This window comes from Pseudoalteromonas fuliginea (assembly GCF_000690055.1).
Classification (GTDB): Bacteria; Pseudomonadota; Gammaproteobacteria; order Enterobacterales; family Alteromonadaceae; genus Pseudoalteromonas; species Pseudoalteromonas fuliginea.
The window spans coordinates 1-21,892 of the sequence record NZ_JJNZ01000043.1 but is presented as its reverse complement, the minus strand read 5'-3'; the positions used below and the strand labels follow the sequence as shown (position 1 = coordinate 21,892).

Sequence of the window (21,892 nt, the reverse complement as noted above, 5' to 3'; positions counted from 1 at the left end):
TGTGATTAAAGCCTACGATAGTAGACTCTCACCACAGCTTTTATAAATTCACGCCATAACTGCTTTAATTGCTTCTAAGCCTTTTTTTAGGGTATCTGCATCGGTAGCGTAGTTAATACGAATACACTCGTGCTTGTGCGCCCAGCTGTCGTCAATACCAATAAAAAAGTTGTGACCTGGGATCACATACACGTCTTGCTCTTTAAGTTGTTGATACAGTACCTCGCTTGTTATTTTTGCATCTTTAAACCACAGCCACATAAAAAATGCGCCTTCAACTTTGTGTAAATAAACAGGCAGTTCGGCAAATACTTCATCAAACAACTCAATCGCTATGTGTGCTTTATTGCGATAAAAAGGCAGTACAACGTTGCGGCACAGTGGGAGTAGTTCGTTGTCGTTAATTAAGCGTGTCACTAAACTTGGACCAATACTATTTGGCGATAACACCATGCTGCCATTTACGCGGCCAATTGCTTTAATAATCTTATTGTTTGCAACCACAATACCGCTGCGTAAACCCGGTAGGCCCAGTTTTGAAAGTGACATACATAAAATTATATTTGAGTTCCACGTTAGGTTTGCGTCGGTGTAAATACAACCTGGGAACGGATCGCCGTATGCGTTATCAATAATGAGTGGAATACCATATTGCTTAGCAAGCAAATCAAGGTGTTTTACTTCATCGTCAGTAATTACATTACCTGTTGGGTTGGTAGGGCGTGATACGCACAGCGCGCTTATGCTGCTGTCGTTTGCTAATGTGTTTTCAACCGCTTTAAAATCAATGACGTATTTAAACTGTTTTGATGTGCTACCTGTATTTAAAATTTCGATATCAGGCTTTATGGCAACAAACATATCAGCCGATAAACCTTGGTCGGCATAACCTATATACTCTGGCGCGAGGGGGAATAAAATCTTTTTGTGGCTGCCATCCGGCATTTCGCCTGCCAACATATTAAACAACACAAAAAAGTTAGCTTGGCTGCCATTGCCAAGTGCTACGTTATCGGCGCTAATATCCCATGCGTACTCTTTACTTAGCTGGCCTGCTAATGCAGCTCTAAACTCGTCGTTACCGGTTGGGCCATCGTAAAGCCCAAATACTTGCGATACTTTATTGCTGGCAACTAGTTTTTGTAATTCACTTAAAAAAACCTCATTTACTTGTGGTACTAATGCGGGATTACCGCCACCCAGCATAACAATATTAGGATTGTTGCTGTTTTTAGCACCGCCTAAATCTTCCATTAACTGAGTAATGCCGTTGGGTTGTGTAAATTTAGTGCCAAAGTTTGAGTAGTTCATAATGCATAGCGTTTGTTAATAATGGGGAGGGCAGTATAGCGTAAATATAGGGCTTAAATCCGATGATGAGAATAATTCAATGCTGAGGTTTACAGCTAGTTATAGTAATGTAATTCCTTATAAAACAAAGGCTAAGTTAAGACTTTTTAACGCCGTACAAAAACTCTTCGCCGCAGTCCATATACAAATCAAATTTGGCCATGACTTTGGTAAACATAGGGGCGTGTAAAAACTCGTTTAACCATGCGCGTACATGCGTGTATTCACTTTGTAAGTACCAATGTTTATCTACACGGGCAAACTGTCTAATAAATGGCAGTAATGCGTAATCGGCTAGACTTTTTTCATCGCCCATTAAGTATTTATGCGTGGTTAGTTTTGCTTCAAATTGCTTAATAAATTCTTCGCAGGCTTTTTGGTAATAAAGGTGCGCCATGTCTTTTGTACGCGCATAAAATTTGTACTTTTCGAGCACGGGTTTAAATTGCGTGTCGTTTAGCTTAATTAACTCAAGCATGTGCTCAAGTGCTAATGGGTCTTGAGTATGCAGTAAATTATGCGGATCGTTTTGCTTTAAAGCCCACAGCATAATATCTAGGCTTTCATCTATTACTTGGTTATTCGGCAGTAATAAAACAGGCACCGTGCCTTTTGGCGATATTTTCAAAAGATGCGGTGGCTTGTTTTTAGTTTTAATAGCGCGAAGTAAAACGTGTTGCTCTGCCATTAAAATACCCATTCGTGCACGCATTGCGTATGGGCAGTGTTGTAATGAATATAATAATGGCAGTGTCATTTTACTTACCTTAGCTATTTAAGCCTTCAACATATTGCTGACGTGTTTTTACTTTTACCATGTGATTTAACTGATCAGCAGCGTGTGTTTGCCCACTAATTAAATCTTGAAAATGCGCAAGTAACACGGCTTTATCTAGTTTTTCTTTATCGCCTGAGCCAATGTCGGTTAAATCAATCATAAACTCGTCAAACTTGTCGGCGTAATCGGTTACGATATCCATGTTTAAAAATTGCTCATGGTTATAAATGCTCGGGTAGCCGCCTTTTTGTTTATCAATGGCAAAGCTAATGCCTTTTACATTGGTAACGGTTGTTTCTTTTTTACAGCTCAGCATACAGCTTGCATCAATACGTGGCTTTTTACAGCCAACGGTTTGCTGGAAAAAACACTGTCGGCTGGTCATCATTAGTATTGGGTGATAAATGCTGTACATCATTTTAAAGTTGTTAGGGCGTTTAATACTACGCATTTGCTGTTTGTTAATCTCGTTTGAAATAAACGCGCCTTTTGCGTTTAAATCTTCTTGTAGTGTTAGTAACGCATAAGAGTTTGTAGTGTTTAATAATGGGCCGGCAATCCAGTCAATGCCCATTTGCACTGCTTTAAATGCTACGCCTGTGTTGTTACTAATAATAAGCTTAGGTTTTACAACCTCGAGCAAACGCACTGCTTCTTCAAAATCTTTACCAATTAACACCGCCGGGAACCACGGAATTAACTGCGGGTGCTCTAAAAATACGTTGATGTATTTATCGTTATCGGTTCTAAAGCTCTCAGGTAATTTAAAGTAAACATCGCCATCTGTTAAATTACATAGGTGAACGTCTTTTATGTCCGATATTAAAATAGAGAGCGTTGTTTTGTTTTTATCTGCTTTTTCGTGGTTTACTAGTTTTGGTAATTCAACAGGGGCGAGTACGTCTTTGCCTTCGTTTAATAAAAACGCGACTTGCTTTTTAATACGGGCGAGCTCTTTAAAGGGAATACTTAAGTTGTCGCCGAGGTTTGAGTAATCCATATTTTTAATTTCAAAATTGGCATTACTAAAGGTTTTAAAGCGTTTATCAATAGCTGTAATATCGACAACCGATTTATCGGCAGTTTGCATCACCATTTGCGATTTTACTTCAAAGCGTAGAGGTTCTTTTTCGTTTTTATTCGAAAGCGTAATATCGTTTTTATCTTCAATAATTATGTTTACAGTGAATGGCTGATTTAATTGCCCTGAAAATTCTAATGTAAGCTCGCGCTTTGAAATATCTAAAAATTCAATTTTCTTTTTAACTAACGAATCAATTTCACTTTTTTGAGTGGAAAGCTCTTGCTGTGCATCGTAAATTTGCACGACCGAAATTGCGTTGTTTTTTTCGTTAGCGTGATCAAAACTATGGTCACGCGGGTTGTCGGTAAACATGTTTTTGGTCATGTCACCGGTTAAAAATTTATTAGTAAAGTTACGGTTAAATACTTTGTATAAGCTTGAGTCGTCTTCAATTAGGTTACCGGTTTGCACAAAAGTGTCTATCTGTTTGCGCCAGCTATCAATAACCGTATGTACGTAGTTAGCACCTTTAATTCGGCCCTCTACTTTTAGCGAATCAACACCTGCGGCTACCAGCTCTGGTAGGTCAAAATAGGCTGAGTTGTCTTTTAAGTTTAATGGGTGTTTGTTACCCATAGCCGTTGGCTCGTATTCATCACGACACGCTTGCGAGCAGCGACCACGGTTACCCGAGTTACCTACACTCACTGAGCTTGAATAACATTGCCCTGAAAATGCAATACATAATGCGCCGTGTACAAACACTTCGGTTAATACATCGCATTTATGCGCTACGTCGGTCAGTATTTTAATTTCAGTTAAGTTAAGCTCGCGCGATAAATTTACACGTGTAGCGCCAATGCGCGCTAAAAACTCAACCTGTGATTCGTTATGCGTAGTTAACTGCGTTGATGCGTGAATATGCAAAGTAGGAAAGTGCTTTTTAACTATATTGAACAACCCTAAATCTTGTACAATAATGCCGTCGAGCGTGGTATTTACCAGCTGATTTAATAGCTTAAATAGCGCGCCCATTTCGTGCTCTAATATAACTACATTTAGCGTTAAAAATATTTCACAGCCGTATTCATGGGCTAGGCGAAGTGCGCCGTTAAGCTCATCAAACGAAAGATTAGACGCTCGGTTACGTGCATTAAAGGTATCTAATCCACAATAAACCGCATTAGCACCGGCTACAATGGCGGCTTTTACCGCGTTAACATCACCGCCTGGGGCTAATAGTTCAATCTTTCTACTCATTACAATGTCACTTCGCTCATATTTAATTGCCGCGAATTTTATCTGGTTAGTAGCATGAATGCTATTTATTGAGAGATATAATGATTTTAAAATGTAAAATCAAGCTTTTAAACGAGCAGCTTTAAACTTTGCTATAGAAAGGTGTTGTTATTTGTACATATTAAACGACTACTTAACTTAATTGGAGTAAGTGGCGATTATGTTTTATTTGAAAGTCGAGTCAGATTTTAGTGTTTGCTTAATCAACAATAGTATTTATATAAATGTATGATAAGGTTTATGTTTACTTATTGACCTCATATAACACATGAAAAAATCGCTACTTTTTTTACTAATTATTATTATCTCTTCAGTGGTGAGTATTCAGTTATTTATTATTCCGCAATTTGAAAACAAGGTGAGGCATCCCACTGAAAAATGGGCGTTAGAGTTTTTAACATCGGGTTCTACTGATTTACTTGCCGACCAACTTAAAGGTATACCTAAAAACGACAGATTAACTTATTTAAACAATATACAGGCTAATTTTGGCTTTGCGCTTTCTTTGCAAGCATATAATCAAAGTGATTTTTCGAGCGAGCAAAACACCTTACTTACAGAAAATAAAATTTTAGGCGACCCATTTGCTGATTTAGTTTATCGAAAAATTGATGACAGCCAGCTCTTAGTTATTGTTAAGCCAAACTCTGTGCCCAAGCATTTAGTAAATGAAGCACAGCGTTGGATGATGGGCACTTTTTATTTACTTAATAATAGGTTAATACAGTACCCTAAAAAAGAGTGGCCGCAGGTTATTGATTCGCTAAGCCATGAATTTGCATATCCTGTGATAATGAAAACCTTGAGCGAATTAAATTATACATCGCAGCAAATGGCTGAATTAGAACAGGGCGTGATGGTTTCTATATCATCAAACGATTCTGATTTTATAGGGTATCCCGCCGATATAGTGATGCAACGTATTGGCAATAGCGATCAGGTTATTGTGCTAGGCCCATTTAGCCCTGAGCTAAAAAGTAAAGTTGTGTATATGTTGAGTGTGTTTTATTTTATATTCGGCTTTTTTTTACTGATCCCTATTATTATTTGGTTAATTCCTGGGTGGCGTTCTATGCGATCTCTTAACAAGGTTGCTGCGCTGCTTGGGCAAGGTAAGTTTGAAACGCGGGCTAAGCTTATTCGTTTTAGTCATTTAAATAACTTATCTAAAACATTTAATATAATGGCCGAAAAAATACAGCGTTTAATTTCTTCACATAAAAATTTGGTTAATGCGGTGTCGCATGAGTTACGCACACCTATTGCGCGTATCGAATTTAACTTAGAATTACTTCGTGGCAGTACAACAAACGACTATCAGGTAGGGCAGTTAGATCGTATTGAAATTTCGCTAAATGAATTGAATTTACTTGTGTCTGAAATGCTTACCCACGCTCGCTTTGATAGAGAAGCCCCAACATTAGCATTAGAAACCGTTGAGCTTAATCAATGGATAAAACAAGAGCTAATTGTTTGGCAAGAAGCAAACCCAAAAAAAACAATTACGTTACTTGAAAATGCTGAGTGTGAAGCACTGTTTGATAAGTTTTATATGAGCCGAGCTTTAAGTAATTTGATTCGAAATGCGATTGCTTATGGGCGAGATGTTATTCAGATCAGTTATCAAAAAGTAGGGAAAGGTTGGTTACTATATGTAGAGGATGACGGCGATGGCGTTGCTAACTCAGCTCGAAGAAAGATATTTGAGGCATTTTACAGAGAAGATGAAAGTCGTAATTTACAAACAGGCGGAACCGGTTTAGGCCTTGCTATTGTGAAGCAAATATTAGATTGGCATGGCGGTGAGGCGAGTGTTGATGAGTCTTCTTTAGGTGGCGCACGTTTTATTTTTCACTGGCCTACTAACATGTAAGTCACGGATAGGTTTGCAATTAGTTAAAATGATTAGACACATAACTCTGCTTAGTAAGAGATCAATCTTATAATCGTTAAATAGAGCCTGTATATAAGCCGATAGGTATGACATGGAATACGTTATGAAACCAAAAATTTTAGTTGTAGAAGACGATTTGCCGTTGGCAGAGTCTATTGATGAGTATTTAACGCTTGAAGGGTATGAGGTTAAAATAGCGGCTAATGGGGAGGATGCGGTTACAACTATTCTACAGTGGCAACCTGCATTAGTTATTTTGGATGTTATGTTGCCCAAAAAAGATGGCTTAACGGTGTGTCGTGAGGTTAGGCCTTTGTACAATGGTTATATTGTTATGTTTACCGCACGGGAAGAAGAAATTGATCAAATTGTTGGGCTTGAAATTGGCGCAGATGACTACTTACTCAAACCGGTAAAACCTCGTTTATTACTTGCTAAAATTAAAGCGTTTTTAAGGCGTGAGCAACCTATGCAAGCTGCAGGGATAAACACACAAGCTAAAGGTTTTATAAGCTTTGGAGAACTCGTTATTGCATCCCACAATAGAACGGTTACGTTAGGTGGTTTGCCAGTGCAACTTACCGATGGTGAATACGACCTTTTAATATTGCTGGCTAAAAATGCTGGCACGGTTTTGTCTCGTAATAGTATTGTTGAACAGTTAAAAGGTTATTATTATGACGGTATTGAACGTGGTATAGATAACCATATTAGTCAGTTACGCAAAAAATTGGGCGATGATGCGCGTAATTCTTTAAAAATTAAAACGGTACGCTCAAAAGGATATTTGTTTGTTGTAAGTGCATGGTAAATTATAGGGTTTGTAGCAGTAGCATATTAAAGCTACTGCATTTAAGGCGCTATAAATGTTATTCCTCAGCCATTACTCGTTTACCGTTTTTATCAATAATAAGTAAATAAGAAGCGCCAAAATCACCAGTGCATAAATCAATAAATTTATCATCAATTTTTAAACCATTAGCGCAGCTGTTAACGCTTAAGTAGTCGGTGACTTTGCCTTTTTCAGTGGTTATTGTTTTAGTGTTATCGATTAAAACAGTGTAATTACCGTTAGCAAATAAACGTACATTAAATACGTCTGCATTATTGTTTTGCTTTTTACTAATCACCGAAACAGTTTGTTCGCCCGATGCTTTCCAGGCAATAACCCATAGGTTATCGTTATTGCTTAAAGTTTTGGTTATACGCTCTTCTTGGTTTGTGGTAATGCTGTTTTTAACACCTAAATTGATCATATTGTTAATTGCTTTATAGCTGTAACGATAAGTTGTGTTTACTGTGTTACTTGCTACATCGGCTGAAATAATAGTATCGTTATCAAATAGGCCGCTATAACCTGTGCTAATGTTCCTTTTTTTAAGATGAAGATCGGCCATGTAGTCTAGTGAATTTACAAAAGATACTCTTGCCTCATGAGTTAATTTATTATCTAGCTCATCTGAGCTTTCACCACAGCCACTTAAAATAGTTGCAAAGCCAAACAACAATGAAATACGTAGTCCTTTATTACTGGTGTTCATAATAATCTCCATAATTTTTAGTTTTATTGCATTTAGTAACTGATTCTAGAAATGAGGTATTTAAGTCGTAAATTTATAGCTCAAAGGCTAACATATCAGTAGACATGTAATTCTCAGGGCTTGTCGGGTATTGTCATGAATTGTAAGAAGCTGTTAATTTTTTATGTGTTTATCAATTTCGCAGTGGGTTACTTCTTATTTTTATTAATTTTATACAGGCTAATTTTATCAGTAATCTTCCCCCGTTATGTACGCAAGAAAGTGCAAACTCTATTCCTGCCATTGAGTCAGAAATCATGAACACCCAACTAAAAATAGCCACATTTAACCTGTTTAACTACCTTGAGCCGCCCAATGCATACTATGAATTTGAGAAAATTTATACCGCGCAGCAGTGGGCTAAAAAGCAGCGTTGGGTTGTTGATTACTTAACAGATCATGCCCCTGATGTGATTGGTTTTCAGGAAGTGTTTAGTATTGATTCGTTAAAAGAGCTAGTTGCTGAGCAAGGCTATAATTACTTTGCAGTAGTTGATACGCCAGAGGTGATTGATGATTTTATTTATAAACGGCCAGTAGTAGCGATTGCCTCTAAATATCCCATAGTTGAAGTAGCAGCGGTTGAGCATGACAGCGAGCTTGCAAGTACGCTTGGCCTTAATAGTGAGTTTACTTTTAGTCGTAAGGTATTGAGAGCGACCGTTACTTTGCCTCATATAGGCAATACTGATTGTTACGTGGTGCATTTTAAATCTAAGCGCCCGATGATTAATGTTGATGAGCACAATAAAGAGCTTGCACCCGAGCAAAACATAATTGAGATTTTAAAAGCGAACGTAGCGGGTGGGTGGGGCTCAACTATTCAGCGTGGCAGTGAAGCTACATTGCTAATGATACAAATGATTACTCGCCGTGAAGCTACGCAGCAACCCATGCTATTAATGGGGGACTTTAATAATGAACTTGCGGATGGGGTATTAAGCCATTTACTGACGAGTACGCTACGCTTTGCACCTGCGTTTGACGCTAAAACCTACCTTGCTAAATATTGTTTAAATGATTCATGGGATTTGTTTGTTAAGTCGCAGCTAAGTAATGATGAAGCAATAACAAACGATGTACAAAGTGATTGTGATAACAGTAACAGCGAGATTGTTGATTCAGCGGATAAAAGCCAAGTAAAAAATATAAACATAACAAAGGCAGCACCGTTAAGGCCGGCAACACATTATTATGGTGCGAGCAGCTCTGTGCTTGATTACATTTTATTGTCGTGTGAGTTTGATGCTAGTTACGATGACAGTTTTTTTGAAGTCAGTGGTTATAACACTTACGACAGGCACTTAATAAATCCCGAGTATGATCGAGACGATCTAAGCACCGACCACGGTGTTGTGTTGATCACACTAAAATTAAGGTCTTAAAGGGTGTTTTTATTATGAAGAAATTAATTACATTCTTGGTTTTTTTTATGTTTAATTCTTTTGCTGCAGAATTTCCTACCAGTGCACGTTCTGAAAAAGCGATATCAATGGTTGCACCCACTTTAAAAAAGCAACTATCTGATAAAGGGCTTGAATATGGTGCACCTATATTTATTCGAATATTCAAAGACCCAGGTATTCTTGAAGTCTGGCTGGAGTCGGATGATGGCACATTTATACACTTCAAAAATTATGAAATTTGTACTTTTTCAGGTGATCTTGGCCCTAAATTAAAAGAAGGCGACAACCAAAGCCCTGAAGGCTTTTATTATGTTGATGCTAGTGGGCTCAATCCTTGGAGCAATTATCACTTATCATTTAATTTGGGCTTTCCAAATAAATATGACCGGACACACAACCGAACTGGCAGTGCACTGATGGTGCATGGCAACTGTGTTTCTATTGGCTGTTATGCGATGACTGATGAATATATAAATGAGATTTACGCGTTGGGTGCTGCAGCGTTAAAATCGGGGCAATCTTTTTTTAGGGTTCATTCATTTCCGTTTATGCTTGAGGATGAAGTTTTATCAAAGCATAAAGCAAACCAATGGTACCCTTTTTGGCTTAACCTTAAAGAAGGTTACGATTACTTTAACAACTATAAAAAGCCACCAAATGTTGAAGTTTATAAAGGAATGTATACGTTCGAAAATAGATATTAATGGTAAAAAATATACGTAAATAATCGGGCTGTTTAATTATATTTTTTGTCGTTTAAAAATATTAACCGTTTTGATTGGTTGTTAGCTTATTTGAAATCTTTATTATTGAGTTGAATGTTTTTTGATCTGCATCATGCTTATAAACGGCGGTTATGATAGATTATTAATAGGGATACTGACATTTAAAATTCATTAAAATCATCTACTATCGTGAAGTAACAAAGTAGAGTCACACCAGTGATAGTTAATACCAAAAATAGTGCAGTATTAGCCTAATCTTATGAAATAGGCCAAGACTGGCTACATTTACCTACTTTTATATACATGGAGTTTTACCGCATGACGATTAAATCGACACTCAAATCTCTCAGTACAATCGCTGCTGTGATCATATTGGGTGGGGGTGGTTGGTATGTTTGGCAAACTCAGCAACCCGCACTGCTATCTGAACAATTGCCAGAGAGCGTAGCCTATGGAAATGGCCGCATTGAAGCGACCGAGTACGATATTGCAACAAAATTGCCGGGGCGCTTGATTGAGGTTTTAGCACAAGAAGGTGACATGGTCGAAGCCGGTCAAACATTGGCGGTTATTGATACTGACGATTTAAATGCACAATTACGTGAGGCTAATGCTGGGTTACGTGTTGCTACTGAGTCACGTAAATATGCTTTGGCAATTGTAGAACAACATAAAAGTGAACTTACTTTTGCAGAAACCGAGTTACGTCGCTCTGTAGCACTGCTCAAACAAGGGCATATTTCAAAAGAAGTAGTTGATCAGCAACGAACAAGCGCTGCAACAGCGCAAGCGGCTTTAAAAGCGGCAAATGTAAAAGTGGTGCAGTCGGATGCAGAAATAGACGCAGCACAAGCGCGTATTGAGCGATTACAAAGTAATATTGCCGATAGCACCCTTAAAGCGCCTATTAGTGGCCGAATATTATATAGATTAGCAGAGCCAGGTGAAGTGCTTGGCAGTGGTGGGAAGGTTTTTTCTTTGCTTGATTTAACCGATGTGTACATGAGTATTTATTTGCCAACAGCGCAAGCTGGCAAAGTAACAATAGGCTCTGAGGCACGCATTGTAATAGATGCAATTGCGCAATACACGTTACCCGCTAAAGTTACTTTTGTATCAGCGCAAGCACAATTTACGCCTAAATCGGTAGAAACACGTAACGAGCGTGACAAACTGATGTTTAGAGTAAAAGTGAAGCTAGATTCAAAATTATTAAGCGATCATATTGAACAAGTTAAAACAGGCGTGCCTGGACTTGCTTATGTTTTATTAGCACCAGAGCAAAATTGGCCTATGCAGTTGCAGGTTAGAGTGCCTGAATAATGGCTGATGAAAACAATGGCAAAAAGCAGAGCAACAAAGCTAAAAAGCCTTTTAGTGTGGTTAAGCTTACTCAGGTTACGCATCGCTATGGCAATAATTTAGCGTTGGATAATATTAATCTGGAGTTACCTGCGGGCAGTATGGTGGGTTTTATAGGCCCTGATGGCGTAGGTAAGTCGAGTTTGCTTGCACTTATTGCAGGAGCACGTGCCGTTCAAAATGGTGACGTTGAAGTGTTAGGGGGCAATATGCGTAGTAGCCGCTTTCGTACTTCAACTTCGCCACGTATTGCTTATATGCCACAAGGATTAGGCAAAAACTTATACCCGACACTCTCTGTTTTTGAAAATATTAATTTTTTTGGTCGGCTTTTTGGGCAAGAAAAAAAAGAGCGTCAGCACCGAATCAAAAACTTATTAAAAAGCACTGGACTCACTGAGTTTGCCGATCGTCCTGCAGAAAAACTCTCAGGCGGAATGAAACAAAAACTCGGTTTATGCTGTGCGTTAATTCATGACCCTGAGTTATTAATTTTGGATGAACCAACAACGGGGGTCGATCCGCTTTCTCGTCGCCAATTTTGGCAATTGATTAACCATATTCGCGCTCAGCATAGTGGTATGAGTGTGCTCGTTGCGACCGCTTACATGGAAGAGGCAGATGATTTTGATTGGCTAATCGCCATGGACGATGGCAAAGTTATAGGTACTGGTAGCCCAGAGGTGATTAAGGCTCAAACAGGAAAAAAATCCCTTGATGAAGCATTTATATCATTACTACCTGAAGAAAAGCGTCATGATCATCACGTACTTGTGGTTCCTCCTCGTCAGAATAATCTAAAAACTGATGAAGCTGCTATTCAGGCTACAGCGCTTAGTAAAATATATGGCGATTTTACAGCGGTTAACAATGTTAGTTTACGTATTGAACAAGGCGAGATTTTTGGCTTTTTGGGATCAAATGGTTGTGGTAAAACCACAACTATGAAAATGCTGACAGGCCTTCAACCGGCAAGCAGTGGCGAAGCTAAGTTATTTGGTCAAGTTGTTGATGCTAACAATATAGAAACTCGTAAGCGCGTTGGATTTATGTCGCAAGCATTTTCACTTTATAATGAATTAACCGTTGAGCAAAATATGGTGTTGCATGCGCGCTTATTTCATTTGCCAACAGAGCAAATTTCGCCGCGTGTTGATGAATTAATTATACGGTTTAACCTTAAAAAATACCGTGATGATTTTCCTGTCGATTTACCGTTAGGTATTCGCCAGCGTTTATCGCTTGCGGTTGCGGTAGTGCATAGCCCTGAAATGCTTATACTTGATGAACCTACCTCGGGCGTAGATCCTGTTGCACGTGATGACTTTTGGGAATTACTTATTGAGTTATCGCGTGAGCAGGGCGTTACTATTTTTATTTCGACTCACTTTATGGATGAAGCCGCACGCTGCGATAGAATTTCGTTGATGCATGCAGGAAAAATACTTGCCAGTGATACACCCGCTGCACTTTGCAAAGCGCGCAGTGCAGATACGCTCGAAGATGCCTTTATTGCTTATTTAGAAGAGGCGGTGCTTGAGTCTCAAGCGAGTTCTGCTTTGTCTACAACGACGGTCGATGAGCCTGAACCATTACCAGAGATTGAACCTAAAATACCGCCAATTGGTAAAAAGAAAGCGAATACCGCTTTTAGTTTTTTACGCTTGTTTGGCTATGCTCATCGCGAAACGCTGGAGCTATGGCGCGATCCTATTCGTTTAACCTTTGCGTTGTTAGGCTCAATTATTTTAATGTTTATTTTAGGTTATGGGATTACCTTTGATGTTGAAGATTTGAGCTTTGCGGTGATGGACCAAGATCAAACCCCTGAAAGTCGCGATTACGTTCAAAATATTGCCGGATCGCGCTACTTCATACAAAAAGCTGATATTAAAAGCCCTTCAGAGCTAGATAAACGAATGCGCAGCGGCGAGTTAAGTGTGGCCGTTGAGATCCCACCTAATTTTGGCCAGCAATTGAAACGCGAGCGCACGCCAGAAATTGTAGTTTGGATTGATGGTTCAATGCCTTTTAGGGCAGAAACTATATCGGGTTATATGACGAGTTCGTATTACAGTTATCTAACTGACTTATCATTGCGTACTTATGGAGTCATACCCAATTTGGTACCGGCGAATATTGAATCACGCTATCGTTATAATCAAGACTTTAAAAGTATTGAGGCCATGGTGCCTGCTGTTATTCCACTTTTGTTAGTGTTTATTCCTGCAATATTAATGGCGTTGGGTGTTGTACGTGAAAAAGAATTAGGTTCAATCACTAATTTATATGTTACACCGGTTACGCGACTCGAATTTATTATTGGTAAACAACTGCCTTACATTTTAGTTAGTATGGTAAGTTTTTTTGGCTTAGTTGCCCTAGCTGTCACTGTATTTGGTGTTCCGCTAAAAGGAAGTTTATGGGCGTTGAGCTTGGCTGCTTTATTGTATGTAACAGCAACAACTGGTGTAGGGCTGTTAATTTCGGCTTTTACTAAGACACAAATATCGGCATTAGCGGCATCAACTGTGGTTGTATTGATGATTGCTGTTAATTTTTGCGGGTTGATTGACCCCGTTTCATCCTTAGAAGGCTTTCCTGCAATAATCGGAAAACTATTTCCAACTACATACTTTTTAGAAGCATGCCGTGGTGTGTTTAATAAAGCACTTAATTTTTCTGATTTATCGGCGCAGTTTTTACCTTTGCTTACTTTTATACCAGTGCTGACGTTAGCCAGTGTATTTTTACTTCCAAAGCAGGATAAATAGCCATGCAATGCCTTAGTAATATTCTTAATTTAGGTATCAAAGAACTGCGTAGCTTATGGCGCGATAAAGTGCTGTTATTATTTGTGTTTTTTGCTTTTACAGGATTAATTTATGTTGTGTCTTCGGCAACTTCCATTGAGTTAAATAATGCACCTATTGCAGTTGTTGACGGCGATCAATCACAACTATCTAAGCGTATAATTAATGCATTTTACGACCCTTACTTTAAAACGCCTGACGTTATTGCGTTAAGTGCAGTGGATCCTTCGCTTGATAACGGAAGTTATACCTTTGTGCTAAATATTCCGCCACACTTTGAGCGTGACGTTCTTGCAGGTAAGCAACCTACATTACAAGTGAATATAGACGCCACACGTATGTCGCAAGCATTTATTGGTGATAATTATATTCAAACAATTATTAGTGCTGAAATTAATGAATTTGTTCAAGGCTATCGAACGGTATACACACTGCCTATTAAGCAATCGGCGCACATAATGTTTAATCCCAATATGACCAGTGTGTGGTTTGGCAGTGTGATGGAATTAATGAACGTTATTACCATGATTTCGATTATTTTAACCGGAGCTGCGGTGATACGTGAGCGTGAACACGGTACGCTGGAGCATTTATTAGTAATGCCATTAACGCCATTTGAAATTGTAATTGCTAAAATTTGGGCCAATGGTTTAGTTATTTTATTACTGACCACTTTTTCACTTTTTATTGTAATTGAAGGCTTTTTACAAGTGCCTATTCATGGCTCAGCAGCGTTGTTTTTATTGGGCGCCGCCATTCATTTATTTGCGACAACATCATTGGGAATATTATTAGGAACGCAGGCGCGTACCATGCCGCAATTAGGCTTACTGATGATCCTTATATTATTGCCATTGCAAATGTTGTCGGGCGGGGTTACCCCTCGCGAAAGCATGCCTGATATAGTACAAAATATTATGTTATTTGCACCTACGACTCATTTTGTAAAGTTTGCTCAAGCCATCTTATATAGAGGAGCGGGGTGGGATGTAGTTTGGCCTTACTTTTTGGCTTTATTCGTAATCGGCAGTGTATTTTTTATATTTGCATTATCGCGGTTTCGTAAATCAGTCGCGTTTGGATAATAAGGTTTATCTAGTCGGTAATTTTTATAAAAAGGTGGAATTACTTACATTCATAAATAGTTTTACTAAATTAAACTTATATTTATCAACAAACTAAGTGCGGCCTAAAACTTGCTGGATAATACCAATTAAAAACACAATAAGGGATTTAATAATGACTGAAGTTACACTTTCGGCTTACTTAGCGTTTTACCTGTATTTAATTATGTTGGTTGTACAATGGGCAGTGGCTACGTTTAGTAAAGCAAAAGAGCCTAATGCGGTGCCAGGTAAAATTGATGAAGATTTATCGCACGACAGCTTTATATTCAGGGCGCATCGTACATTTCATAATACGCTTGAAAACAGCGCATTATTTATAGGTACTGTGTTATTTGCATTTGTAATTAATTACCAAAGCCCAATATTTGCAATGTGTATTTGGGTGTACTTAATTGCGCGTTTAATTCACATGGTACTGTACTACGCTATAGCAACAGAGAAAAACCCAAGCCCGCGTAGTTACTTCTTCTTAATTGGTGTGATTGCAAATGTGGTTATGCTAGTGATGATTGGTTTGAGGTTAATTGTATAGCTTATCTATTAAAGTAATAAATATTGTTCATCACAATATTTATAATGAAAGCGAAGTGATTTTATAATTACTTCGCTTTTTTTGTAAAGGGAGTGGGTCTCATTAAAATGATAGGGCTATTTTTAACCGTGAGCATTTTGATTAAATTTTATTTACCTCTGTTTATGTGTCTTTGGTGTTAATTTAATGTATTTATTATATTAATTGACGCGTGATAAATAGGCAGGCAATATCTAACTATCTAGTAAATTATTTACACTACCTTTAAGTATTATCCAGGCAATTTGCTGTTTGGTTTTTACTTAGCCCGCGAGGTTACAAATCTTACGACGTGGTTAAATCGTCTCAGATAGAGCAAATTTAATCCAAAGAGGTGAACAGGGCCTGCATAAAACGTATTATTTACGGTATTAAAATTGGTATAAGGAGGCACTTATTAAAATTAAAATAGTTTTAGCTTTGTCGATTGCCGCACTATTTGTTTTTTATCTACGTGCCGAGTTTTTTTTGCTAAGTCCAGATGCCTCTGATACTGATGACTCACCCGAAAGTGAAGTTACTTTAGAGACAACACGCTTTGTTTCAACTAAGGCGGATCAGCACTTGGGAGTTGTGTTTGATAGCTGTGATACGAAATTAAGCGATATGAAAGTCAATGATGAGTTTTCTATTTGTATTGAACTACTTCTTATTGAATTACGTGATGAAACGGTAGAGATTAAACTTGCAACAACGCAACCTCTTTATTTGGCATGGATTAAGGTAAATTGGCCATCAGCCTTAGAGCATATGCTTGGGCTGGATACCATAATGCGTAATCGCTTACTAAATAGTGTTATTCCTGTCATTGGTCAATATGATCTACAAAATTTGTCTGAGTGGATTCAAAATAAAGGATTTGATAATAGCACTCAAGTTGATTTAATCACTGTTGCATACTCTTCGCTTATGGATGAGAGCCCCATTACAGCCATTGAAGACGTAAGATTTTCTTTGAGCCCTGCCGTTAAATCTGGTGTGATTGATAAACTGTTAAATCAATGGAGTAGAAAAAATGCTGGCGCAGTGATGGAGTGGTTTAGCCAACAGCCACGCCCAGATATGTATGCGCATTTAATGGGTTTTGTTTTGATGCAATTAATACAGCAGCAACCAAATGATGCTGAAAATATAATTTCAGAATTGCCTAACTCTCAATTAAAATTTGAGACCATTAAATTTTACACAAAAAAACTCGCTTCAGAAAATTTAGAACAGTCTTTGAACTGGGTTAATAGTATTGAAGATGAAGCAAGTAGGCATATAGGAATAGTGCAACTACTGAAATATATGGCGACTAACGAGGAATATATAGGTCGTTCGTTTGACGTGGCATTAGCGCAAGAAGATCCTTTTTTCCGTGATAAGCTATTAAATAACCTTAGTATTGATATACCTTATAATAAATTAGGTATGTTGATTGATTTAGCGCCCACACTGCCAGTTTCTGCTAAAAAATGGGTAATGAGCAATATTGGCTCTCGTTTAATTGAAAATGATCCTGATATGGCACGTGATTGGCTGAAGTCATTAATGCCGAGTAATGAAGCTAGTTATGCAAAACGTATTGTTGGCGAAAAATCTATTGAACGTGATTTACCTTTTGCTACAGAGCTTGCTAATGATATATCGGATCAAGATGAGCGAATGTTATTAATAGAATCAATATTAAAATTTGTTTACGGACAAGATGATTTTGATTTTGAATTATTATACGAAACATTAAGATTGTCATCGAGTGAAATAGATCAAGCGAAAATAAAATTTTATAACGCTGATACGCACTAGCGCCTGCTTATCTTTTGAGGTTAAATTTACAGCAGTGCGTTTGGTATTTAGGCAAGGCAGAGCCTATGTAGTGTGGCTATTCCCCAATAGGTGACAACTATACATAAAGAACACACGCGCTGCCCTCGGTTTCTTTCATCGTTGCCTGTTATAGGTAGGAGGTAAGGAGTGAGTAGGACGCAGCAGCAGTTACCGAGCCCACTAGATTACAAATCTCGCGCTGCAATTAAATTCCCCCTGAGTTGAACAAATTTAATCCTCAAAGATCAGCAAGCGCTGCTAGCAACATAAAGCTTGTTAGCTTAATTATTAAGCCGACAAAGTATTTATGAACAAATTTATTTTTATGAAGATAATAGTAGATGCCGATTTTTATTTTTAATTAAATAGAGAGGTGGTGATGTATTTATTTTTTGAGATTAATTATACTTAATGCGGCTTTAATAGCCGCATTAAGTAGTTTTGGGGAGCTTAAATTTTATTGCTCCGTGTCGTATAACGAGAAGTAATAAAACCTAGTATTACAAATATTTTAGAATGACTTAGTTTGCTTTGTAAACACGTACCCAATCAATCCAAAATATACTTTTGTTTGAATCCGCTAGCTCGGTTGAATTCGGTTTTACATCACGCCAAGGCTGATGTTCCATATCTAAAATGATGTGCATTGGTTTATTTAGCCCTGTGCCGCCTGTATAGCCTTCAGGATCAATTATATTCGGACCCGAAACGCTGCGAACTAATACACCATCAATATAGTAATCTAGGTTCCATGCGTCCTTCCAATGTACACCGTAGCGACGAAATTTATTTCGGTATGTTTCACCGCTATTGTATACCCATGCGCCTGCATCTTTTGGTTGGTAATCTTGAAATGGCTCACGTATAAAAACATGGTGACTTACGTGCATACGTTGGTCAAACCACTCTTGCCCTACACGATCACTGCCGTAGGACTCCATTGCATCAATTTCTTGAGTTGAATCAGAGCTCAGCATCCATACGGCATTAGCCATAGTGTTATTACTCGGTTTTACCATTGCCTCAAGATAAAGTGGGTATGTAAAAGTTGCTTTTGAAGAAACAATTCCTGCAAGCACTTTATTTGTTCCTGCTTTTTCAGTTGCCTGAAGGCCTAACGCACCACCAGTAGTGTAGGAATGACCTGAACTGAATTCAGTATCACCAGGCCCAAGCCAAGCATTAATATACGAAGCATTCCAACGATTGGTAAATGCTGCCGGTTTATTTGAAGTACCGGCTTGGTAGTTAAATTGGTCGGAAACAGTTTGTAATTGCCATGTTTTACCTGATCCAGCAGAAGCCGGAATACTATATGCGTCCCAATCTGCAGCATGTGTTGCTGTGCAGAGTATTGCGCAAGTAGAACAGGATAGTAGTTTTAATATATTCATATAAAATCTCCATGCAAATTAATGTAGATATGCTTCTTTAACTAGTGCGAGTGACTTTTGTGAATTTAATCATCGAAAGATAAACAGGCCCTAGATGAAACAATCTCTTTTGTGTGTACCTTCTATTATTTGTATCCATATTCAAACTCAAGCTTATGAAAATACCAGCATAAGCACACCGACATGGATACGTTTTAATAAAAGTGAAATAGTGTGTAATGTAACTTTGTTGTACTGATTTTAAAGTAACACCAAAGCAACTGTTTAATATTTACACAATTACACATTGTTAACAATAGATAATTAAATATTTATTTTGTTAACAATTAAATTACACCTGTTAACATTGTTTTTTTGCTTAGGCGAGATGTTTTTTTCTGTATCAATCAGTTTAACTTTTATCAAAATAGAGATATTACTACTGCTAATAAATACCTAATATTGGAACTAGAGAAATATTTTTAATGAAGCAAGGTTGGATTGTTTTTATAACTTGATGTATAAATTGAAAAATAATTTATTTTTACAATTTTTATTTAAATCTATAGTAAAGAGCTATGCTAGGGACGTTGAGTTATTAATATTTTAACAATTAGAAATATGAAGTGAATGAACGTTTTACAAAGCAGTGAACGACACTAATATTTAGACAAATGTTTCATGAAACAAAAAATTTACATTTAAAGCGAAGAGCCTTGTAAGCAGCTTCGCTTTTATGTTTTTAGTTGCATCAAAATAAAGGCTAATATCTAGGGTCTTATATGATCAATCTACTCCTATAAATCCGCCAGTTTGGTGAGTCCAAAGTGCAGCGTAAATTCCGGCTTTAGCGATTAGTTCCTCGTGAGTGCCTTGTTCAACCACGCCCCCATCATCGAGTACAATTAATCTATCCATTTGCGCAATGGTTGAGAGCCTATGCGCTATGGCAATAACTGTTTTGCCTGTCATTAAATCATCAAGACTTGCCTGAATTGCAGCTTCTACTTCAGAGTCGAGTGCGCTGGTGGCTTCGTCGAGTATAAGTATGGGGGCATTTTTAAGTAGCACACGTGCAATAGCAATACGTTGGCGTTGACCGCCCGAAAGCGTAACACCGCGTTCGCCCACCTGTGCATCAAAGCCTTTATTGCCTTTGCTGTCGACTAAGTCATTTATAAACTCAAGTGCTTTAGCTTGTTTGGTGGCGTTGAGCATTTCATCGTGGGTTGCATCGGGGCGACCGTACAAAATGTTGTCTTTTACTGAGCGATGAAGCAAGGAGGTATCTTGCGTTACCATGGCTATATATCGGCGTAGGCTTTCTTGGCTTACGTCTGTGATGTTTTGCCCATCAATTTTTATTGTTCCTGAGTCTGTATCGTAAAAGCGCAGTAATAAGTTAACAAGTGTTGATTTACCCGCGCCAGAGCGACCGACTAAACCAATTTTTTCGCCAGGTTTAATATTTAAGTTTAAACCGTTCATTACTGGGCTTCGATTAGTTTCGTTTGACGCTTTACCGTAGTTAAAGTGTACGTTGTTAAACTCAATGGCGCCTTGGCTTACGTTAAGTGTATCGGCGTTTGGTTTATCGGCAACTTCGATAGGGTTTGACAGTGTTTTCATACCATCGGCTACGGTGCCAATGTTTTCAAATAAGCTGCTTATTTCCCACATGATCCACTGCGCCATACCGTTTAATCTAAGCGCTAAGCTAACAGCAACTGCAATGGCTCCGGCGCTAATTGCGCTAAGCGACCATAAATAAAGTGATACAGCGGCAACCGAAAATACTAATAGATAATTTAAGCTTTGAATAACAAAGTTTAAGCTGGTTACTAAGCGCATTTGCTTGTACACGGGCTGTAAAAATACATCCATGCTTTGTTTTGCGTACTGCTCTTCACGTTGGGTATACGAAAACAATTTAATGGTAGAAATATTAGTGTAGCTATCAACAATACGACCAGTCATTTCTGAGCGCGCATCGGCTTGTGAGCTGGCAATTTTTTTAAGGCGGGGTACAAAATAAAGCTGCACGCAGATGTATAAAGCTAACCAAACTAATAAAGGGATCATTAAGCGCCAATCGGCTTCGGCAACTAAAAATACCATAGAGCCAAAATAAACCACGATATACATTAATACATCGAGTAGTTTAGTCACTGTTTCGCGAACGGCTAAAGAAGTTTGCAGTACTTTAGTGGCTATTCTTCCTGCAAATTCATTTTGATAAAAGCTAACACTTTGGCGCAGCAAATAACGATGCGCTAACCAGCGGATAGACATAGGGTAATTGCCCAGTAATGCTTGGTGTAAAATAGCAGAATGAAAAAATACGACGATGGGCAATACTAATAACAGCATAACAGCCATTTTAATAAGTTCAGACTTTTGCTCTATAAACAAAGTTTCGGGAGTGTAAGCCGTTAACCAATCGACAAGTTGGCCCATGTAGCTAAATAGAGAAACCTCTAAAATAGCAAGCATGGCGGCGCTGATTGACATAAGTAGTAGCGACAGCTCCATTCCTTTGGTGTAGTGGCGACAAAAAGCAAATAAAGTAGAAGGCGGCTGAGTGGGTTGGTCCTCAGGAAATGCTTTTGTCATTTTTTCAAATAATCGATACATTTTAAAAACTTAAATGGCAAATAATGGCGAGTATTATACCATTTAAGTATTTTTAAATGCAGGTTTGTAGGTCATTAATTATCAGGGCAAGAGCATGAAAAAAGTCTATGCGTTCAGTACCTTTTCAAGGTAGGCTGTACTGCGCAT

The 21,892-nt window shown here is 38.2% G+C and carries 15 protein-coding genes; 9 read left to right on the top strand and 6 right to left on the bottom strand.

What is annotated here, in order from left to right; translation table 11 throughout:
- Positions 1 to 48 precede the first annotated feature (48 nt).
- From DC53_RS08025 to DC53_RS08035, 3 genes are all read right to left on the bottom strand, one after another.
- The gene (locus tag DC53_RS08025; RefSeq protein WP_033030395.1) at positions 49 to 1,311 is read right to left on the bottom strand and encodes a valine--pyruvate transaminase; all 1,263 of its coding nucleotides are present in this window, start codon (positions 1,309 to 1,311) and stop codon (positions 49 to 51) included.
- Between the two features lie 136 nt (positions 1,312 to 1,447).
- Complete coding sequence (locus tag DC53_RS08030) at positions 1,448 to 2,107, bottom strand: glutathione S-transferase (protein WP_033030393.1); 660 nt, start codon at positions 2,105 to 2,107, stop codon at positions 1,448 to 1,450.
- Between the two features lie 10 nt (positions 2,108 to 2,117).
- Complete coding sequence (locus DC53_RS08035) at positions 2,118 to 4,412, bottom strand: peptidase U32 family protein (RefSeq protein WP_033030391.1); 2,295 nt, start codon at positions 4,410 to 4,412, stop codon at positions 2,118 to 2,120.
- A 307-nt stretch (positions 4,413 to 4,719) separates the two neighbouring features.
- On the opposite strand from DC53_RS08035, the gene DC53_RS08040 reads away from it, so the two are divergent.
- Both DC53_RS08040 and DC53_RS08045 read left to right on the top strand, forming a co-directional pair.
- Entirely contained in the window at positions 4,720 to 6,324 is a 1,605-nt protein-coding gene (locus DC53_RS08040) for an ATP-binding protein (RefSeq protein WP_033030389.1), read from the top strand.
- A 124-nt stretch (positions 6,325 to 6,448) separates the two neighbouring features.
- Positions 6,449 to 7,156: a response regulator gene (locus DC53_RS08045; protein ID WP_033030387.1), complete on the top strand. Its 708-nt coding sequence runs from the start codon at positions 6,449 to 6,451 to the stop codon at positions 7,154 to 7,156.
- A gap of 58 nt (positions 7,157 to 7,214) precedes the next feature.
- On the opposite strand, the gene DC53_RS08050 is transcribed toward DC53_RS08045, so the two are convergent.
- On the bottom strand, positions 7,215 to 7,886 hold the full coding sequence (locus DC53_RS08050) for a hypothetical protein (RefSeq protein WP_033030384.1): 672 nt from the start codon (positions 7,884 to 7,886) through the stop codon (positions 7,215 to 7,217).
- Between the two features lie 296 nt (positions 7,887 to 8,182).
- Here DC53_RS08050 and DC53_RS08055 point away from each other — a divergent pair, with 296 nt between their 5' ends.
- The 7 genes from DC53_RS08055 to DC53_RS08085 all read left to right on the top strand — a co-directional run bounded on the left by DC53_RS08055 (position 8,183) and on the right by DC53_RS08085 (position 17,717).
- Positions 8,183 to 9,310 carry an endonuclease/exonuclease/phosphatase family protein gene (locus tag DC53_RS08055; protein WP_007375689.1) on the top strand — a complete coding sequence of 376 codons (1,128 nt, stop codon included), beginning with the start codon at positions 8,183 to 8,185 and terminating at the stop codon, positions 9,308 to 9,310.
- A gap of 47 nt (positions 9,311 to 9,357) precedes the next feature.
- A complete protein-coding gene (locus tag DC53_RS08060; RefSeq protein WP_007375690.1) occupies positions 9,358 to 10,035 on the top strand; it encodes a L,D-transpeptidase family protein in 678 nt (225 codons plus the stop codon).
- 339 nt (positions 10,036 to 10,374) lie between these two features.
- Positions 10,375 to 11,379 carry an HlyD family secretion protein gene (locus DC53_RS08065; protein WP_033030382.1) on the top strand — a complete coding sequence of 335 codons (1,005 nt, stop codon included), beginning with the start codon at positions 10,375 to 10,377 and terminating at the stop codon, positions 11,377 to 11,379.
- Positions 11,379 to 14,192, top strand: a complete 2,814-nt coding sequence (gene rbbA / locus DC53_RS08070) for a ribosome-associated ATPase/putative transporter RbbA (protein WP_033030381.1) — start codon at positions 11,379 to 11,381, stop codon at positions 14,190 to 14,192. The genes DC53_RS08065 and rbbA overlap by 1 nt, the downstream gene beginning before the upstream one ends.
- A gap of 2 nt (positions 14,193 to 14,194) precedes the next feature.
- Positions 14,195 to 15,316 (top strand): ABC transporter permease, encoded by a 1,122-nt coding sequence (locus DC53_RS08075; protein WP_007375693.1) that lies wholly within the window; start codon positions 14,195 to 14,197, stop codon positions 15,314 to 15,316.
- Between the two features lie 154 nt (positions 15,317 to 15,470).
- The gene (locus tag DC53_RS08080; protein ID WP_007375694.1) at positions 15,471 to 15,890 is read left to right on the top strand and encodes an MAPEG family protein; all 420 of its coding nucleotides are present in this window, start codon (positions 15,471 to 15,473) and stop codon (positions 15,888 to 15,890) included.
- Positions 15,891 to 16,349: 459 nt separating this feature from the next.
- On the top strand, positions 16,350 to 17,717 hold the full coding sequence (locus tag DC53_RS08085) for a hypothetical protein (RefSeq protein WP_239462850.1): 1,368 nt from the start codon (positions 16,350 to 16,352) through the stop codon (positions 17,715 to 17,717).
- 542 nt (positions 17,718 to 18,259) lie between these two features.
- On the opposite strand, the gene DC53_RS08090 is transcribed toward DC53_RS08085, so the two are convergent.
- Both DC53_RS08090 and DC53_RS08095 read right to left on the bottom strand, forming a co-directional pair.
- Positions 18,260 to 19,132 (bottom strand): LamG domain-containing protein, encoded by an 873-nt coding sequence (locus DC53_RS08090; RefSeq protein ID WP_045984435.1) that lies wholly within the window; start codon positions 19,130 to 19,132, stop codon positions 18,260 to 18,262.
- A gap of 765 nt (positions 19,133 to 19,897) precedes the next feature.
- A complete protein-coding gene (locus tag DC53_RS08095; protein ID WP_033030379.1) occupies positions 19,898 to 21,745 on the bottom strand; it encodes an ABC transporter ATP-binding protein in 1,848 nt (615 codons plus the stop codon).
- Between the last annotated feature and the right edge of the window lie 147 nt (positions 21,746 to 21,892).

Bases quoted from the DNA above. Each gene is read 5' to 3' on its own strand.
- DC53_RS08025 (WP_033030395.1), bottom strand. From the start codon at position 1,311: ATGAACTACTCAAACTTTGGCACTAAATTTACACAACCCAACGGCATT.
- DC53_RS08030 (WP_033030393.1), bottom strand. From the start codon at position 2,107: ATGACACTGCCATTATTATATTCATTACAACACTGCCCATACGCAATG.
- DC53_RS08035 (WP_033030391.1), bottom strand. From the start codon at position 4,412: ATGAGTAGAAAGATTGAACTATTAGCCCCAGGCGGTGATGTTAACGCG.
- DC53_RS08040 (WP_033030389.1), top strand. From the start codon at position 4,720: ATGAAAAAATCGCTACTTTTTTTACTAATTATTATTATCTCTTCAGTG.
- DC53_RS08045 (WP_033030387.1), top strand. From the start codon at position 6,449: ATGAAACCAAAAATTTTAGTTGTAGAAGACGATTTGCCGTTGGCAGAG.
- DC53_RS08050 (WP_033030384.1), bottom strand. From the start codon at position 7,886: ATGAACACCAGTAATAAAGGACTACGTATTTCATTGTTGTTTGGCTTT.
- DC53_RS08055 (WP_007375689.1), top strand. From the start codon at position 8,183: ATGAACACCCAACTAAAAATAGCCACATTTAACCTGTTTAACTACCTT.
- DC53_RS08060 (WP_007375690.1), top strand. From the start codon at position 9,358: ATGTTTAATTCTTTTGCTGCAGAATTTCCTACCAGTGCACGTTCTGAA.
- DC53_RS08065 (WP_033030382.1), top strand. From the start codon at position 10,375: ATGACGATTAAATCGACACTCAAATCTCTCAGTACAATCGCTGCTGTG.
- rbbA (WP_033030381.1), top strand. From the start codon at position 11,379: ATGGCTGATGAAAACAATGGCAAAAAGCAGAGCAACAAAGCTAAAAAG.
- DC53_RS08075 (WP_007375693.1), top strand. From the start codon at position 14,195: ATGCAATGCCTTAGTAATATTCTTAATTTAGGTATCAAAGAACTGCGT.
- DC53_RS08080 (WP_007375694.1), top strand. From the start codon at position 15,471: ATGACTGAAGTTACACTTTCGGCTTACTTAGCGTTTTACCTGTATTTA.
- DC53_RS08090 (WP_045984435.1), bottom strand. From the start codon at position 19,132: ATGAATATATTAAAACTACTATCCTGTTCTACTTGCGCAATACTCTGC.
- DC53_RS08095 (WP_033030379.1), bottom strand. From the start codon at position 21,745: ATGTATCGATTATTTGAAAAAATGACAAAAGCATTTCCTGAGGACCAA.